This is a genomic window from Streptomyces sp. NPDC021212 (assembly GCF_044332925.1).
Taxonomy (GTDB): domain Bacteria; phylum Actinomycetota; class Actinomycetes; order Streptomycetales; family Streptomycetaceae; genus Streptomyces.
In genome coordinates this window covers 45,594-61,958 of sequence record NZ_JBIRPZ010000001.1, presented here as the reverse complement: position 1 = coordinate 61,958, position 16,365 = coordinate 45,594, and the positions used below count along the sequence as shown (strand labels likewise).

At 71.3% G+C, this 16,365-nt stretch carries 17 protein-coding genes and 1 pseudogene; 16 read left to right on the top strand and 2 right to left on the bottom strand.

The features are described from left to right. The first annotated feature begins 533 nt into the window (after positions 1–533). The 7 genes and pseudogenes from ACH4SI_RS00345 (at position 534) to ACH4SI_RS00315 (ending at position 7,722) form a co-directional block, all read left to right on the top strand. On the top strand, positions 534–1,523 hold the full coding sequence (locus ACH4SI_RS00345) for a methionine ABC transporter ATP-binding protein (RefSeq protein WP_398290895.1): 990 nt from the start codon (positions 534–536) through the stop codon (positions 1,521–1,523). Then, a complete protein-coding gene (locus ACH4SI_RS00340; protein WP_398290892.1) occupies positions 1,520–2,179 on the top strand; it encodes a methionine ABC transporter permease in 660 nt (219 codons plus the stop codon). Before ACH4SI_RS00345 ends, ACH4SI_RS00340 begins: the two co-directional genes overlap by 4 nt. A gap of 59 nt (positions 2,180–2,238) precedes the next feature. Beyond that, on the top strand, positions 2,239–3,144 hold the full coding sequence (locus ACH4SI_RS00335) for a MetQ/NlpA family ABC transporter substrate-binding protein (RefSeq protein WP_398290890.1): 906 nt from the start codon (positions 2,239–2,241) through the stop codon (positions 3,142–3,144). Next, entirely contained in the window at positions 3,141–4,502 is a 1,362-nt protein-coding gene (locus ACH4SI_RS00330; protein ID WP_398290888.1) for an LLM class flavin-dependent oxidoreductase, read from the top strand. Before ACH4SI_RS00335 ends, ACH4SI_RS00330 begins: the two co-directional genes overlap by 4 nt. Next, entirely contained in the window at positions 4,502–5,839 is a 1,338-nt protein-coding gene (locus tag ACH4SI_RS00325; protein ID WP_398290886.1) for an NtaA/DmoA family FMN-dependent monooxygenase, read from the top strand. Before ACH4SI_RS00330 ends, ACH4SI_RS00325 begins: the two co-directional genes overlap by 1 nt. Beyond that, positions 5,836–7,056 (top strand): acyl-CoA dehydrogenase family protein, encoded by a 1,221-nt coding sequence (locus ACH4SI_RS00320; RefSeq protein WP_398290884.1) that lies wholly within the window; start codon positions 5,836–5,838, stop codon positions 7,054–7,056. The genes ACH4SI_RS00325 and ACH4SI_RS00320 overlap by 4 nt, the downstream gene beginning before the upstream one ends. A 67-nt stretch (positions 7,057–7,123) precedes the next feature. Continuing rightward, positions 7,124–7,722 (top strand): annotated as a pseudogene (locus tag ACH4SI_RS00315) (GNAT family N-acetyltransferase). Positions 7,723–7,743: 21 nt separating this feature from the next. Here ACH4SI_RS00315 and ACH4SI_RS00310 read toward each other — a convergent pair. Next, entirely contained in the window at positions 7,744–8,565 is an 822-nt protein-coding gene (locus ACH4SI_RS00310) for an LLM class flavin-dependent oxidoreductase (RefSeq protein ID WP_398292279.1), read from the bottom strand. 37 nt (positions 8,566–8,602) lie between these two features. Here ACH4SI_RS00310 and ACH4SI_RS00305 point away from each other — a divergent pair, with 37 nt between their 5' ends. The 3 genes from ACH4SI_RS00305 (at position 8,603) to ACH4SI_RS00295 (ending at position 10,617) form a co-directional block, all read left to right on the top strand. After that, complete coding sequence (locus tag ACH4SI_RS00305) at positions 8,603–8,887, top strand: hypothetical protein (protein WP_398290882.1); 285 nt, start codon at positions 8,603–8,605, stop codon at positions 8,885–8,887. A 14-nt stretch (positions 8,888–8,901) separates the two neighbouring features. Beyond that, positions 8,902–9,939: an aldo/keto reductase gene (locus ACH4SI_RS00300; RefSeq protein ID WP_398290880.1), complete on the top strand. Its 1,038-nt coding sequence runs from the start codon at positions 8,902–8,904 to the stop codon at positions 9,937–9,939. 285 nt (positions 9,940–10,224) lie between these two features. Further along, positions 10,225–10,617 carry a hypothetical protein gene (locus ACH4SI_RS00295; protein WP_398290878.1) on the top strand — a complete coding sequence of 131 codons (393 nt, stop codon included), beginning with the start codon at positions 10,225–10,227 and terminating at the stop codon, positions 10,615–10,617. A 74-nt stretch (positions 10,618–10,691) separates the two neighbouring features. Here ACH4SI_RS00295 and ACH4SI_RS00290 read toward each other — a convergent pair whose 3' ends face one another. After that, complete coding sequence (locus tag ACH4SI_RS00290) at positions 10,692–11,573, bottom strand: LysR family transcriptional regulator (protein ID WP_398290876.1); 882 nt, start codon at positions 11,571–11,573, stop codon at positions 10,692–10,694. 96 nt (positions 11,574–11,669) lie between these two features. On the opposite strand from ACH4SI_RS00290, the gene ACH4SI_RS00285 reads away from it, so the two are divergent. From ACH4SI_RS00285 to ACH4SI_RS00260, 6 genes are all read left to right on the top strand, one after another. Then, entirely contained in the window at positions 11,670–11,831 is a 162-nt protein-coding gene (locus tag ACH4SI_RS00285; protein ID WP_398290874.1) for a hypothetical protein, read from the top strand. Between the two features lie 188 nt (positions 11,832–12,019). Then, positions 12,020–12,775: an alpha/beta hydrolase gene (locus ACH4SI_RS00280; protein ID WP_398290872.1), complete on the top strand. Its 756-nt coding sequence runs from the start codon at positions 12,020–12,022 to the stop codon at positions 12,773–12,775. Next, complete coding sequence (locus tag ACH4SI_RS00275; protein WP_398290870.1) at positions 12,772–13,623, top strand: sulfurtransferase; 852 nt, start codon at positions 12,772–12,774, stop codon at positions 13,621–13,623. Before ACH4SI_RS00280 ends, ACH4SI_RS00275 begins: the two co-directional genes overlap by 4 nt. A 51-nt stretch (positions 13,624–13,674) precedes the next feature. Beyond that, positions 13,675–14,604, top strand: coding sequence for an ABC transporter permease (locus tag ACH4SI_RS00270; RefSeq protein WP_398290868.1), 930 nt, complete (start codon positions 13,675–13,677; stop codon positions 14,602–14,604). Beyond that, positions 14,601–15,347: an ABC transporter ATP-binding protein gene (locus tag ACH4SI_RS00265; protein WP_398290866.1), complete on the top strand. Its 747-nt coding sequence runs from the start codon at positions 14,601–14,603 to the stop codon at positions 15,345–15,347. Before ACH4SI_RS00270 ends, ACH4SI_RS00265 begins: the two co-directional genes overlap by 4 nt. Next, entirely contained in the window at positions 15,344–16,363 is a 1,020-nt protein-coding gene (locus tag ACH4SI_RS00260) for an ABC transporter substrate-binding protein (protein ID WP_398290864.1), read from the top strand. The genes ACH4SI_RS00265 and ACH4SI_RS00260 overlap by 4 nt, the downstream gene beginning before the upstream one ends. Positions 16,364–16,365 lie beyond the last annotated feature (2 nt).

The following is a 16,365-nucleotide window of genomic DNA, read 5'->3' as shown; positions in this document are numbered from 1 at the left end:
CCCTGGGAAGAAGTCGAACCTGAGGGACCCACCGGGAGGCTGGACAGCGACAGGACGCGCCGTCCGCACTCGTGCGAAGGGGTGCCCGCAGGCAGGAATCAGCGCCTCAACAACACTGCGCGCTCACCACTCGACCGAAGTCGACGTGGTGGCGGTGCACCAGAAACACGGAGGGCATGACCGTCACGAAACACCGCCATCCGTGGAGCGGTCAAGTGCCCACCGCCAAGCGCCGATCTCCCGCGCTCCTGCCCGTCTCATGATGCGGTCGGCCCTTGACCTGTGACGACGAGGGCTGTGAGCATCCATCCCCATGTCGCGGACCCGTCGCTTCACGCGCCGACGCACGGTCGATCACATGGTGATCACCAGTGCTGCTTGTTTCTCTCACTGAACCCCACCCCCGCTCGGGGCGAGCCGTCTGTCCCATCGACGTGCCCGCCCGCTCCCTCCCAGAGCGTCGAGGAGTCCACACGGTGATCCGTGTAGAGAAACTGCATAAGACCTTCGGTACCGGTACACGTGCGCGGCCGGTGCTCCATGGAATCGACCTGAATATCGCGCGGGGCACCATCGGCGCCGTCGTCGGCCCCAGCGGCGCCGGAAAGAGCACCCTGGCACGCTGCGTCAACCTGCTAGAACGCCCCACGTCCGGGCGCGTTTGGGTGACCGGTACCGATGTGACGGACCTTCCGGAGCGCGAGCTGCGCGATGCCCGGCGGGCCATCGGAACGGTCTTCCAGTCCGCCAATCTGCTGCGCAGACGCACGGCGGCGGAAAACGTCGCGATGCCGCTGCGGTATCTCGGCGTGACCGCGCGGGAGGAGAAGCACCGCGTCGCCGAACTGCTGGAACGGGTCGGCCTCACCGACCGCGCCGACTACTACCCCGCCCAGCTCTCCGGCGGCCAGCGCCAACGCGTCGGCATCGCACGGGCCTTGGCCCTGCGCCCCAGGGTGCTGCTGTCCGACGAGGCCACCTCCGGTCTCGACCCCGTCGCCACCCGCTCCGTCCTCGGCCTGCTGCGCGAGCTGCGCACGGACCTTGATCTGGCCATCCTCCTGATCACCCACGAGATGGAGGTGGTCCGTGAAGTGGCGGACACCGCCGCCCTGCTACGCGGGGGGCATGTCGTCGAGTCGGGGCCCGTCGACCGGCTCGTGGCCGATCCGCGGTCCGCGCTCGGCAACGCGCTGCTGCCCGACCGCCCGTTCACACGGGAGCGGACCGGGCGTGTCACCTGGCGCGTCACCTATCAGGGGCACGAGGTGCCCACAGACTGGCTGACGCGCCTCGGCGCGGACCACGGGCTCGATGTCCACATCCTGTCCGCGACCGTGGAGGAGATCGCCGGGCGGGTGGCCGGCCGGGCGACCATCGCGATCGACGAGGACCGGGCCGACGAGCTGACGTTGGCCCTGGACGGCTGGGGCATCCACGCCGAACCGCTGCCCCCGGAGGTACCCGACCAGCCGCTGTCCCCCGAGCCCGTACGCGAGGCAGTCACGGAGGCGGCCGTATGAGCACCGAACTCGACAACCTCTGGCCGCTGCTCTTCCCCGCGATCGGCCAGACCCTGCGGATGGTCGCGGCCGTCATGCTCATCGTGATCACCGTTGGCACTCCGGTGGGCGTCGTTCTCCACAACTCCTCGCCCGCCGGGCTGTTCCCGCACCGGACCCTCAAGGCCGGGCTCAGCTGGGTGGTCAACCTGGGCCGCTCGCTGCCGTTCCTGATCCTGATGGCCGCGATCATTCCGTTCACCCGCTACGTCTCGGGAACGACCATCGGCGTGTCCGCCGCGATCGTACCGATGTCGCTGGCGGGCATTCCGTACTTCGCCCGCCTCGTGGAGACGGCCCTGCGCGAGGTCCCCCGCGAAGCCACCGAGGCCGGTCGCGCCGCGGGCGGCTCACGCCTTCAGGTGATCGTCTCGGTGCAGCTGGCGGAGGCGCTGCCCGCGCTCGCAGGAAGCCTGACGATCGCGATCGTCGGCATGCTGGAGTTCTCCGCCATCGCCGGGACCATCGGGGCCGGCGGCATCGGTTACCTGGCCATCAGTTACGGCTACGAGCGCTTCGACACGACCGTCATGACCGCCACGATCGTCACGCTCATCGTCATGGTGCAGCTGATCCAGTTCACCGGCGACCGCGTCGTGCGCAGGCTCTCCCACTGACCGCAGCGCCCCGAGCCGCCACACCCCCATCAACTTTTCTCTCCCACCGGGGAACGACCATGCCTTTCGTACACGACCACGGGTTCGAGCTGAAGTCGCGAACCCCCCGGCGCATCGCCGTCACCGCCCTGGTCGGCGCCGCCGTCCTCGTCGTCGGCTCGCTCGTCGCGGCGCGGCTCGGCGGCGAGGACCACCCGCCCCTGGGGAAGACCCTCAAGGTCGGCTACAACCAGGGAAGCATCCCGCAGAGCGCCATCGTGAAGTACATCGCCGACAAGGTCGACCAGGACCACGGCATCACGGTCAAGCCGTATCCCGTCAACGACGCCAATCAGGTCAACGGCTCCACCGCGGACGGCAAGCTCGCCGCCAACATCACCCAGCACGCCGAGTGGCTCAAGGTGATCGTGGCCAATGAGGGCTACCAAGCGAAGGCCGTCCAACCCGTCTTCACCCAGGCGTTCGCCCTCTACTCGCAGAAGCACACCAGCGTGAAGGACCTCCCGGACGGCGCCCGGATCACCCTCCCCAACGACCCCGCGAACCAGACCCAGGCACTGCTGACGCTTCAGAAAGTGGGCCTGATCAAGCTCGACAAGGACGTGGACCCGCTCACCGCGCAGCTGGACGACATCGCCGCGAACCCGCACCACTTCACGTGGCACGAGGTGTCCCTGGACGCCATCGCCCGCTCCCTCCCGGACGTCGACGCCGCCATCAACTACGCCTACAAGTTCCGCGTCGCCAAAGTCCCGATCAAGCAGCGACTCCTGCTGCCACCGGCCGACGAACGGTTCGCCATCCAGCTCGTCGTCGGCACCGCCTATGAGGACGACCCCGCCATCACCCGGCTCAAGGCCGCCTTCGCCGACCCCCGGGTCGCGCGGTTCATCAAAGACGACCTCGACGTGGAGACCCAGCCCGCGAAGCTCCCCACCGACCAGCGACAGCGAGCCGCCCCATGACCCTCACTGCCGGCAGGCGCCACCTGCACCTCAACGTCAACATCTTCCAGTCCGGGATCTTCGCCGGCGCGTGGCGCGCCCCGGACGGCGACCCGCGTGCCGCCTTCTCCCTCGACCACTACATCGCCACCGCCCGCATCGCCGAGGCCGCGAAGCTCGACGCCGTCTTCCTCGCGGACACTCCCGTCCTCACCCCCGACGTGGCCCACCGCCCCGAATACGCACTCGAACCCACCGTCATCCTGGCCGGAATCGCGGCGCACACCAGCCGCATCGGCCTGATCGCCACCGCCTCCACCAGCTACAACGAGCCCTACAACATCGCCCGCCGGTTCGCCGCCCTGGACCACCTCAGCCGGGGCCGGGCCGGCTTCAACGCAGTGACCACGGCCGGTCCCGCCGCCGCCCGCAATTTCGGGATCCACCAGGCACCGGCCCACCGCGACCGCTACCGGCGCGCCGCCGAGTTCGTCGAGGTCGTCGGCGCGCTGTGGGACAGCTGGGACGATGACGCCCTCGTCGGCGACGCCGCGCGCGGCGTGTTCGCCGACCCGGACCGTATCCGCACGATCGACCACGAGGGCGAGTTCTTCCGCGTACGGGGACCGCTGAACACCCCGCGCCCGCCCCAGGGCCGCCCCGTCCTCGTCCAGGCCGGCGGATCACCCGACGGCATCGAGCTGGCGGCCGCGCACGCCGAGGCCGTCTTCAGCGCCGCGCAGACGCTCGACGAGGGCAAGGCGTACTACCGGGCGGTCAAAACCCGCGCCGCCGAACTCGGCCGTGACCCCGGCCGCATCGTCGTGCTGCCCGGCCTGTCCACGGTGGTCGCCGCCACCCGCGACGAGGCGCTGGAGCGGCTGAACAGCCTCCAGGACCTCATCCCGCTCCGCTACGGACTGGACCGGCTCGCCGCCCTCCTGGGCATCGACGCCGACGCCCTCGACCCGGACGCTGAACTACCGTGGGACCTCATCGGCCCCGCCGAGAACGTCCAGGGGCTGCAGACGTTCTTCACGGTCACCACCGACCTCGCCCGGCGCGAACGGCTGACCGCCCGGCAGCTGATCCGGCGGCTCGGCGGCGGGCTCGGCCACCGTGTCGTCGCCGGGAGCCCGGCCGATATCGCCGACACCATCGAGGAGTGGTTCAGCGAGGGCGCGGCCGACGGCTTCAACCTGATGCCCGATGTGCTCCCCAGCGGGCTCGCCGCCTTCGCCGAGCATGTGATCCCGGAACTGCGCCGCCGGGGACTGTTCCGTGACGAATACGCGGGCACCACACTGCGCGACCACTTCGGCCTGGCCCGGCCCCCGGTCGCCCGGCCCGCTCACGACACCGTGGAGGCGACCGTCTGATGCCACGTCCCCTCAGCTTCCTCGTGAACATCACGGGCGTCGGCAACCATCCCGGAGCCTGGACCCTGCCCGGCCGGGCCCCGGACGCGTACATCGACCCCGAACACCATCTGCGCGTCGCCCGGACCGCCGAGCGCGGCGCGCTCGACGGGGTGTTCCTCGCCGACATCCCCGCCCTGTACCACGGCATCGCCCAGGGGCCCGGGCAGGCCCTTGAACCGTCGATGCTGCTGACCTACCTCGCCGCCGCCACCGAGCGCGTCGGGGTCGTCTTCACCGGCTCCACCACCTTCAACGAGCCCTACAACCTCGCCCGCCGTGTGCTCTCACTCGACCACGCCTCCCATGGGCGCGCCGCCTGGAACGCGGTCGCCACCTTCTTCCCGGACGCGGCACGCAACTTCGGCCTCGACGCGCCCCCGGATCACGACACCCGCTACCGCAGGGCGGAGGAGTTCACCGGCCTGGTGCACCGGCTCTGGGACTCCTGGGAGGACGACGCGCTCATCGCCGACACCTCCGGCGCGCGCTTCGCCGACCCCGACCGCATTCACGCCACCGACCACACAGGCGAGTTCTTCGACGTCGCGGGGCCGCTCAACGTGCCCCGCTCACCGCAGGGACGCCCGGTGACACTGCAGGCCGGGGCCTCGCCACAGGGGCTGGCGTTCGCGGGACGCTTCGCCGAGGCGGTCTACACCCCGCTGCTCGACGCGGAGGCGGCCCGCGGCTACCGCGCCCGGCTCGCCGAACAGGCGCACCGGTACGGACGGGATGTGTCCGGCATCCGGCTGCTGCCCGGCCTCACCCCCGTGATCGGCAGCACCGAGGCCGAGGCCCGTACCCGCTTCGCCACGCTCGAGGCTGGCGTACCCGAGGACGCGCGGCAGATCGGTCGGGTGGCCCGTACGCTCGGCCTGGACCCCGCCACCACCGACCCCGAAGCACCCCTGACCGACGCCCGGTTGAGCGGACCACCGCCGGACCGGCTGCCCACCGGCTTCTTCCGCACCCACGCCGAGATCGCCCGCCGCGAGGGGCTGTCCCTGGCCGAGCTCGCCGCGCGCACCATCGGCGGCCACCGTTCGGTCGTCGGCACCCCCGAGCAGATCGCCGACGACATCACCACCTGGTGGTCTGCCGGTCTCGTGGACGGCTTCACCCTGCTGCCCGACGCGCTCCCCGACGGCCTGGAGGTCTTCGTCGACCACGTCGTGCCGATCCTCCGCGCTCGCGGCGTCTTCCGCCACGGCTACACCGGCACGACCCTCCGCGACCACCTGGGACTTCCCGTACCGGCACCGTCATACGAGCAGAAAGGGGCCACGGCCCTATGAGCACCAGTACCGCCCACCGGCCCGGAACGGTTTCCCTCAGGGACCTCCTGGACCGCGTACCGGAGCTGACCGCCTCCCTCGCCGTCGACACGGCGCGCCGCGAGGCGGCGCGGGAGCTGCCGTACGCGTCGATGGACGCGGTGCGGGCCAGTGGCATCGGGGGCCTGCGGGTTCCGGCGGCGTACGGCGGCCCGGGGGCGAGTCTGGTGGACCTCTTCCAGGTCGTCATCGACCTCTCGGAAGCGGACTCCAACGTGGCGCAGGCGCTCCGCCCGCACTTCGGTTTCGTCGAGAAGCTCATCAGCGACGGCACGGAGGCGGAACGCGAGCGGTGGTTCCCGGCGGCCCTCGCGGGCGAGCTGTTCGGCAACGCCACCGGGGAGACCGCGGCCAAGCACCCCGGCGACATCCACGCGACGCTGGCACCCGACGGCGGCCGCTACCGGCTGAGCGGCACGAAGTACTACAGCACCGGCAGCCTGTTCGCCGACTGGGTGGTGGTCGCCGCGAAGGACCACCGAGACCGGCGGGTGCGCGCCGTCGTGCCGCGCGGCCGCCCCGGTCTGCGGCTGGTCGACGACTGGGACGGCATGGGCCAGCGCATGACGGCCAGCGGCACCACGGAGCTGGACGACGTCGTGGTGCACCCGCACGAAGTCGTCGTGGACGAGGCCGTGGGGGTGCGCCGAACCCATCTCGGCGCGTATCACCAGCTCTTCCTCGCCGCCGTGGAGACCGGTATCGCCAAGAACGCGGCGCGCGACGCCATCGACTACGCCCGCGACCGTGCCCGCGCGGTCCGGCACAGCGGCGTCGAGCAGGCGGTCCAGGACCCGTTCGTGCAGCACACCGTGGGCGAGATCGCGGCGCTCGGGTACGGGGCCGAGGCCACCGTGCTCCGCGCGGCCGCCGCCATCGACCGGGCGCTCGCCGGCGCCCCCGGCGAGGACGGCGTCGCGGGCGCCGAACCGGCGCTGGCCGAGGCGGCTACGGATGTGGCACAGGCCCAGGTGGTCGCCGCCCGGGCGGCGCTGCGGGCGGCGGAGCGCCTGTACGACGTGGGCGGGGCCTCCGCCACCCGGCGCGAGTTCAACTTCGACCGGCACTGGCGCAACGCGCGCACGCTCGTCAGCCACAATCCGATCGCCCACAAGGCGCGCGTGGTGGGCGACTACCTCCTCAACGCCGAGGCCCCGCCCCTGACCGGCTTCTTCTGAGACTCGCCCGGTCGAGGGCACCCCACCCCGGTACCGGAGAGGGCCGACGCTCGTTCCTGACGTGGAGATGATGTCGGTCATGAGTCTTTCGATCGCGCCTGTCATCCCGGCGGGGAGTCTGTCCGGTTCGGTCCAGCCCTCTCTTGTGTCGTGTGATGGCGGTTTGCTGTTGCGGCCCTGGGTGCTCGGTGACGCCGCGGCCTTGCGGGGTGCCTTCCAGGACGCGACGATCCGGCGCTGGCACGTGAACCACCTGGCCTCGCGGGCCGAAGCCCACGAGTGGATCGCGGCCGCCGGCCGGCAATGGCAGGAGGAGCGCGCGGCCCAGTGGGCGATCACTCACGCGGTCGGCGGTGAGATCGTGGGCCGGGTGGCCCTGCGCTGGATGGACCTGTCCCAGGGGCTCGCTGAGTGTGCGTACTGGGTTCTGCCCCACGCCGGGGCCGGGGTGTTGCCCCTCGCGCTCTCAGCACGTTGTCCGACTGGGCGTTCACCGAGGCGGGCTTCCACCGCCTGGAACTCGCGCACTCCGACCGCAACGAGGCGTCCTGCAGGGTGGCGGCGAAGGCCGACTTTGCCTTCGAGGGCATTCGGCGCAGTGCGCTTCTGCATGCGGATGGCTGGCACGACATGCACCAGCACGCCCGGCTTCAGGGCGACGCCTGAGCCCGGGAGCCGCCGTGCTCCTCACACGGCCAGCTCCCGTAGCCGGTCCAGCAGTTGGTCACCGACGTGGCTGACTTGCTGCTTGTACGGGGTGTCGGAGAGCACGAAGTGGGTGATTCCGAGCCTGCGGTAGTTGTTCAGCGCCGCGGCGACGTCGTCGGCGGAGCCGACCAGCCAGGTGGTCCCCGCTCCCCCGCCGCCGAACGTGCCGGGGGTGGTGTACAGGCAAGTGTCGAGGACCTCACCACGCCGGGCGAGATTGAAGAGCCGCTGCTGCCCGACCGCCGTCCTGCGGTTCCCCGTCCAGTTCGTCTTGCCGGCACCGGCCGCCATCGTGGCGACTTTCTCCTCGGCCGCGCGCCATGCTTCCTCGGTGGTGTCGCGCACCAGCGTCGTCATCCGAAGCCCGAATTCGAGCGGCTTGTGCCTGCGGCCCACCTGCTCGCTCAATGCCTTGAGCCGCGCGATGCGCTCGGCGAGCCCGTCGAGTGGTTCGCCCCAGAAGAGTTGCACATCGGCCTCGCTCGCCGACACCCGCTCGGCGGCCTCGGATGCGCCACCGAAGTAGAGCGTCGGATGCGCCCTGGAATCGCCGGCGTAGGGGCGCGGTGCCACCGTTGAGCCGGTGACCTGGAAGTGCTCGCCGCGGAAGGTGACATCCTCCTCGGTCCACAGGCGCCGCAGGAGATGCAGGAACTCCTGTGTGCGTGCGTACCGCCCGTCAGGTTCGACGGTGGTGTCACCATACGCGGCCGGGTTGTCCAGCCCGCTGACGATGTTGACGAGGACGCGCCCACGGCTGAGCTGATCGAGCGTGGCCGCCGCGCACGCCGATACGCCCAGCGCTGCCCGTTGCTTCCATGGCGGCGCGCCACCCGGCTTGTCCCGGACATGCGCACCCTCCTCGACTCCGCCGCCGTCCCGCAGTGACTCGCCACTTGCACATCAACGTCGACATTCCACGAAGCACTACAGCACCGGTGGCCTCTACGCGGACTGGTTCGGCGGTACCGCGGTCGATGAGGACGACCGTGTCGTCCTCATCACCGTCCCCATCGACCGGGAGGGCGTCGAAGTGCTCGACGGCTTCGACGCCACCGGCCGACGGCTCACCGCCTGCGGCTCCACCCCGCTGACCGACATCCACGTCACCGCCACACTCTGAACGGAGACCGACCCATGACATCCGCCGGATCCTTCGAGACCGCCTACCAGGCGGCGGACGACCGCTACGAGAAGCTGGAGTACCGCCGCGCCGGCAACTCGGGCCTCGACCTGCCCGCCTTCTCCTTCGGCCTGTGGCAGAAGTTCGGCGCCGACCACCCCTACGCCACCCAGCGTGAGATCCTGCTGCACGCCTTCGATCTCGGCATCACCCACTTCGACAACGCCAATCGCTACGGTCCGCCGCACCGCGCCGCCGAGAAGGTCTTCGGTACGGTGCTGCGGAAGGACCTCGCGCCTTACCGGGACGAGCTGATCCTGTCGACCAAGGCCGGGAATCCGATCGGGCCGAGCCCCTACCTCAAGGGCGGCTCGCGGAAGTCGCTGCTGGCCTCACTCGACCACAGCCTGCGCGACCTGGGCACCGACTACGTCGACATCTTCTACAGCCACAGCCCCGACCTCTCCACCCCACTCGAGGAGACCGCCGGTGCGCTGGTCACCGCGGTCCAATCCGGAAAGGCGCTGTACGCCGGAATCTCCAACTACGCCCCCGAGCGCACCCACGAAGTGGCCGAGCTGCTCCGCCAGGCCGGCGTCCCGCTGCTGGTGCACCAGCCAAGGTACTCGATCTTCGATCGTCGCCCGGAACTCAATGGCCTGCTCAAGCTCGCCGCCCAAGACGGGTTCGGCCTCGTCGTCTACAGCCCGCTCGCCCAAGGCCTGCTGACCAACAAGTACCTCGACGGCACGATCCCCCAGGGCGCCCGGGCCCAGCACAGCGACTTCCTGACGCCTGACGCCATCGACGACACCTACCGCGAACGGGCGACGGCGCTGAACGGCATCGCCCAGCAGCGCGGACAGTCGCTGGCGCAGCTGGCGCTGCAATGGGTCCTGCGGCAGCCGCAGGTGACCAGCGCGCTCATCGGCGCGAGCTCAACCTGGCAGCTGGACCACAACCTGAAGGCGCTGGAGTTCCCGCCGCTGACCGATGAGGAGCTCGCGCTCATCGATCAACACGGGGTTCACGGAACGGGCGTCCGTGTGTGAGACGACCCGGCTGGCGGGAGCCGGGGCGGTAGGAGACCGGCTTCCGCCTTCACCTGGCCGTCTCACTCGACGGCCGTTTCACCTGTCCAAGGCGATCGCCACACTCGACTTCATCGGTCTCGGACGTGCCGGCCGGCAGGTGGCGGTCTCCGAAACCGAAGCGGAGGCGGCAACGGGCCGGTTCGTCGACCGCGACACGCTTCACTACACGGACCTCGAAGGCGAGTTCTTCTCCGTACGCGGCGCGTCGATCACACCACGGCCCCCGCAGGGAAGCCCTTGCTCGTGCGGCGCGCCGGCCGGCCCGAGGAGTTCGAGGTGGCGGTCCGGCGCGCCGACGTCATCAGGAGCACCGAACCCGATCCGGTGGCCGCAGCCCGGCAACGGGAGCGGATCCGGTCCACCGTGCTGACAGCGGGCCGCGACCCCGACGACGTGGTGGTCCTGGCCGATGTCACCGCCGTGCTGGAGGCCACCGGCGAGGGGGCGGCCCGCACCATGGCCCATCTGGACTCCCTCACAGCGACGCCCTTCACCGAGGCATCCCTGCGCTTCACCGGCACGCCCGAGGACCTGGCCGGAGTCCTTCAGTCGTGGTGCGAAGCCGGTGCGGCCGACGGCTTTTACTGCCTGGGTTGTGAGATGTACTTGCTCATCCGCCGCGGCCGAAGCGCCTGACCACGCGGGCCGGAAACCACCACCCCGCCGGGGCGATGAGGCCCGCCCGAAGCACGAGGTCACCGGGCGTCGGCTCACACCGCGGTGTCCGCCTCGCGGGAGGTGAGCAGGGCACGTACCGCCTCGATGGTGGCTCGGGCCAGGGAGGGGTCGCAGCCGCTGCGGGCCAGGGCGCTGAGGCCGACCGGGGGAACGGCGGGGAGGTCGTGGCGTGGTGTGAGGCCGTCAGGGTACGGGCTGCCGGGGGTGGCGAGCAGCGCGGCGCCGAGTCCGGCGCGGGCCGCGTCCAGGACCCCGGCGAGGTATCCGGCCTCGGCGACCACGATGGCGGGTGTGTGTTGGGAGGCGAGCGCGGTCAGGGCACGGCTACGGATCACGCACGGGTCGCTGATGGCGACCAGGGGCAAGGGGGCAGGGGCGGCGGGTGGTGTCCAGCCGGGGGCGGCGTACCAGCGCAGGGGCAGTTCGCCCACGGAGGTGCCCGGGGCGTGTGCCGCCTCGGTGACGTAGACGGCGAGGTCGAGTTCGCCGCGTGCGACGGCGTCCGACAGCCGTGCCGAGCGGTCTATGCGCACGCGGACCTCGGCGCCGGGCCGGGTGTCGCGTACGGCCGCGGTGAGTACGGGAAGGATCTGGTCGGCGCCGTGTTCGGTGGCGCCGATGGCGACGGGTGCCTCGTCGGGCTGGTCCTCCCCCATGAGCCGGCGAAGGGCGGCATCGTGTGCGCCGACGATCTGCTGGGCTTCTTCCAGCAGTCGGGCGCCGTGGGCGGTGAACCGGGTCTTCCTGCCGTCGCGTTCGACGATGGGGCGTCCGAGGGACTTCTCCAGCCGCCGAATGTGCTGGCTGACGGTGGATTGGCTGAGGGCGAGTGCGCCGGCGGCGCGGTGGAAGCCTTCGTAGTCGGCGACGGCGATGAGACTACGCAACGCCACGATGTCCAGTACCGGCCGCATGTGCGCAGGCTAACACCGATCGATCGCTGATCACGATCGATTTTGATGGCAAATCATCGTTGGACGCCCGACTCCGGGCTCGTGCATCCTGAGGTCATGCCACGCACACTGCTCGTGGCGGCCCGCCGGCCGCGCACGCACCGCACCGGATCCGGGCCTTCGGCCGCCGGACCGGCGGTGTGCCGCGCCCGGTGCGCCTGGCTGACCCGGCGGCGCGTGGTCGACTTCGGCCGCACCGGCGCCATGCGCTGTCGCTGACCAACAGCTCTCCCCGGCCCTCGCCGCCGGTCTTCGCTCGTTCGCCGTCGCCTGTTCGCCTGCTCGCTTCCGCGTCGGGAACGGCTTCGTTCCTTCATCTCCTCCTGTCCCGTCCGCGCCTCTGCGCCCGCGCGGCTGCTCCGCCTCGCTCGTGCGGGCGGGCGTCGCTGTCGATGAATCGAGTTCTCATGTCCTCTGCTCAGCCTGTCCACTTCTGGGACGAACCCGCAGGAATCGCCCCGCGTGGCACGCTCGTGCTCCTCCCCGGGCGGGGTGAACACGGCGGTGTGTACGAGCGGTTCGGCCGCCGGATCTCCGCCGACGGCTATCGCGTCCGCGCCCTGGGGGACGCCTCGTCCGACCCGGAGGCCATCACCGAGGCGGCCACCAAGCTGTTGCGCGACGAGACACACCCGGGTCCCCGCGTACTGGTCGGCTCCGACACCGGGGCGTCCCACGCGGCACGGCTCGCCGCCCTCGGCGCCACCGGGCTCGACGCACTGATCCTCGCCGGGCTGCCCACCGGGCCGCACCCCGCCGAAACGGCCACTTCGGACGCCGAAACGGCCGCTTCTGACTGGGAGGACGAGCTGGAGCGGCGCACCGCCTGCCCCACGCACCGTGGCAGGCTGACCGCCGACGCGGCGTTCCGGCGCGGCGCCCTGGCGGGCCCGTCGGCGCTGGAGTCGCCGGTGCTGGACGGGATCTCCGTTCCGGTTCTCGGGCTGCACGGCGCCGAGGACACCGTCAGCCCGCTCACTGACGTCCGCCGCGTGTTCCGCGGCCTGACCGGCGCGGAGCTGGTGAGCCTGGCCGGCACGCGGCACGACGTCCTCAACGACATGACCCACCGCACCGCCGCCGCCACGGTGGTCCTCTTCCTGGAGCGGCTGCGGCTGGATTCCGGTCTCGCACCCATCGCCGTCACGGAGGACCTCGGATGACCGCCCCCGTCCTCACCACTCCGGCCGAGCTGTACTCCCGGCTGTCCCACGGTGATCCGGCGCCCGTCGTCCTGGACGTACGGTGGCGGCTCGGCGATCCGCACGGCCATGAGCACTACCTCGCCGGACACCTCCCCGGTGCGGTCTACGTCGACCTGGACACCGAACTCGCCGCACCTCCCACCCCGGAGCGCGGCCGCCATCCGCTGCCGGACCCCGTCGCGTTGCAGCGGGCAGCGCGCCGCTGGGGGCTCACCACCGGTCGGCCGGTGGTGGTGTACGACGACAACGGCAACACCGCCGCCGCTCGCGCCTGGTGGCTGCTGCGGTGGGCCGGGGTCGAGCGGGTCTCGCTGCTGGACGGGGCGCTGGCCGCGTGGCGCGCGGCCGGACTTCCGGTCGAAGCGAACGAGCCCACTCCTCCGGCCGAGGGGGACGTCGTCCTCGCCGCGGGGCACCTGCCGGTGCTGGACGCCGACGCGGCGGCCGAAGTGGCCCGTACGGGCGTCCTGCTGGACGCGCGGGCGGCCGAGCGGTACCGGGGCGAGACCGAGCCTATCGATCCGCGCGCCGGACACATTCCCGGCGCCCTGTCCGCTCCGACGGGCGACAATCTGGCGCCGGACGGCACATTCGACAGCGTGGAGCAGCTCGCGCGGCGTTTCACCGCGCTGGGCGCCGACGGCACGACAGAGGTCGGTGTCTACTGCGGCTCCGGCGTCACGGCCGCCCACACGGTCGCGGCCCTGGCCCGCGTCGGCATCACGGCAGCGCTCTACCCCGGCTCCTGGTCCGCCTGGTCCTCCGACACCGCGCGCCCCGCGGCCGTGGGTGCGGCAGCGGGCTGATCCGCCGCCGGCACACCTCCTGTGAACACTTCCCGACCGAGAGGCCGCATCATGCCCTCCCCGCGCTCCTCCGTGTCCGGGGCCTCACCGCCCCCGCGCACCTCCGCACCCCCACCCCCCGGTGCGGCGAAGGACCCGACGCCGCCCGTCGAGCCCGCCGTGACGCGGACATCCCGCCGCACCGCCGCACGCGCCCGGCCCCGGACCCGCCTGCGGGTCCCGCGCGGGGTCCGGCGCGCCTCCGGACCCGTCGGACTGCTGCTGATCTGGTACCTGGCCGCCACGACGGGCGTACTCCCGGAGACCGTGCTGGCCTCCCCCGTCGACGTCGTGCAGCGTGGGGCGGACCTCATCGGCACCGGTGAGCTGACGCAGGCCATCGCAGCCTCCGGCCGACGCGCGGCGATCGGCTTCCTCATCGGCGCGGCCGTCGCGCTCACCCTGTCGCTCACCGCCGGGCTGTTCCGGCTGGGCGAGGACGTCATCGACGCCTCCATGGGCATGTTCCGGGCCATTCCCTGGGTGGGCCTGATCCCGCTGTTCATCGTCTGGTTCGGCATCGACGAGACCCCGAAGATCGCGCTGGTGGCGCTCGGTGTCACCTACCCGCTGTACTTCAACATCTACGGCGGCATCCGGTCCGCCGACGCGCAACTGATCGAGGCCGGGCGGATGGTGGGCCTGGGCCGCATCGGACTGATCCGGTACGTGATCCTGCCGTCCGCGCTGCCCGGTGCGCTGGTGGGGCTGCGGTACGCGCTGTCCACCGCGTGGCTGGCCCTGGTCTTCGCCGAGCAGGTCAACGCGGACGCCGGTATCGGCTATCTGATGAGCAACGCCCAGCAGTACTTCCAGACCGACGTCATCGTCCTGTGCCTCGCCGTGTACGCGGTGCTGGGGCTGCTCTGCGACTTCGCGGTGCGGTTGCTGTCCCGGCGGCTGCTGGACTGGCGGGCCTCGTTCGAGGGAGAGGGAGCGTGACCGCGGTGAACGGCACGAACAGCGTGGAGGTTCGCGGACTGACGCGCGCCTTCGGCGACAAGACGGTGATCGACGGGCTCGACATCACCATCCGGGAGGGCGAGTTCGTGGCCCTGCTCGGCCAGAGCGGCTGCGGGAAGTCGACGCTGCTGCGGATCCTCGCCGGGCTGGACAGCGAGACCGAGGGCGAGGTGGACGTACCGGAGCGGCGTTCGGTGGCCTTCCAGTCGCCACGGCTGATGCCATGGCTGCGGGTGTGGCACAACGTCGTGCTCGGTCTGCCGGGCGGGGACCGCGCGCTCGCCGAGCGCTATCTGTCCGAGGTCGGCATCGAGGAGTACGCGGGCGCCTGGCCCCGGACCCTCTCCGGCGGTCAGGCCCAGCGTGTCTCCCTGGCCCGTGCGCTGGTGCACGAGCCCGAACTGCTGCTGCTGGACGAGCCGTTCGGCGCGCTCGACGCCCTCACCCGCGGCAAGGCGCAGCGGCTGGTGGCCGATCTGTGGCAGCGGCACGGCTGCTCGATCCTGCTGGTCACGCACGACGTCGAGGAGGCGCTGCTGCTGGCCGACCGGGTGCTGGTGATGGACGACGGGCGCATCGCCTACGAGGCGGAGGTGGGCCTCGGCCGCCCGCGCGACCTCGGCTCCCCCGACTTCGTGGCGTTGCGCGGCGAACTCCTGCGGCGGCTGGGCGTCGACGACGCCTCGGCCCTTTCGCACCATCGTGAAGAGGTGACCGCATGAACCACATGAATCGCTTGAACACCCGGAACCGCAGGACCACGGCCGCGGCGCGCGCGCTCGGCGCCGCGCTGTCGCTCACCGCCCTCCTCGCCACCAGCGCGTGCGCGGGCGACAGCCAGGCGGCGTCCGAGACCGATCCGTCGAAGGTGACACTGACCCTCGGCGACCAGGCCAAGAACCTCAAGACGCTCTTCGACGCCTCCGGCGCCCTCAAGGGAACGCCGTACAAGGTGAAGTGGGCCGAGTTCGAGGGTGCCGCACCGCTGTTCCAGGCCGTGCAGGCCGGGGCCGCCGACACCTCGTACGCCGCCGATCTGCCCACTCTCCAGGCACTCGCCGGCGGGGTACGCGTCAAGGCCGTGGGAGCGCTGCACAACGACGGCACCCACACCGGGATCGTTGTCCGCAAGAACTCGCCCGTGAAGAGCGTCAAGGACCTCAAGGGGAAGAAGGTCGTCGTCTCCTCGGCCAAGGGGTCCATCGCCGAATATCTTCTGGCGCACGCGCTGCAGCAGGCGGGGCTGAGCTACTCGGACGTCCATGTGCAGTATCTGCTGCCCACCGACGCCCAAGCCGCCTTCACCTCCGGCAAGGTCGAGACCTGGGCCACGTTCGGGGTGTACAAGACGGTGGCCGAGCAGCACGGGGGCCGTCTCCTGGTCAACGGGGCGAACGGGAGGGTGAGCGGCTACGGCTTCATCGGGGCCTCCGAGAAGGCCCTTGACGTCCCGGCGAAGAAGAAGGCCATCACCGACTACCTGCGCCGCCTCGACAAGGCGCTGGCCTGGGCCCGCCGGCACCCCGCGGAGTACGCCAAGGCCATCCAGCACACCAACGGCGCCTCGGCCACGGTTGCCAAGGCCCTGGTCGACCAGGCCAACAGCGAACTGCTGCCGGTGAGTAAGCCGGTGATCCGGTCCGTGCAGAAGGTCGGCGACACCATGCACGACATCGGTGTGCTCACCCCCAGCCCGGCCGTCGCCGACCACGTCGACACCAGCCTCGTCAAGGAGTGACC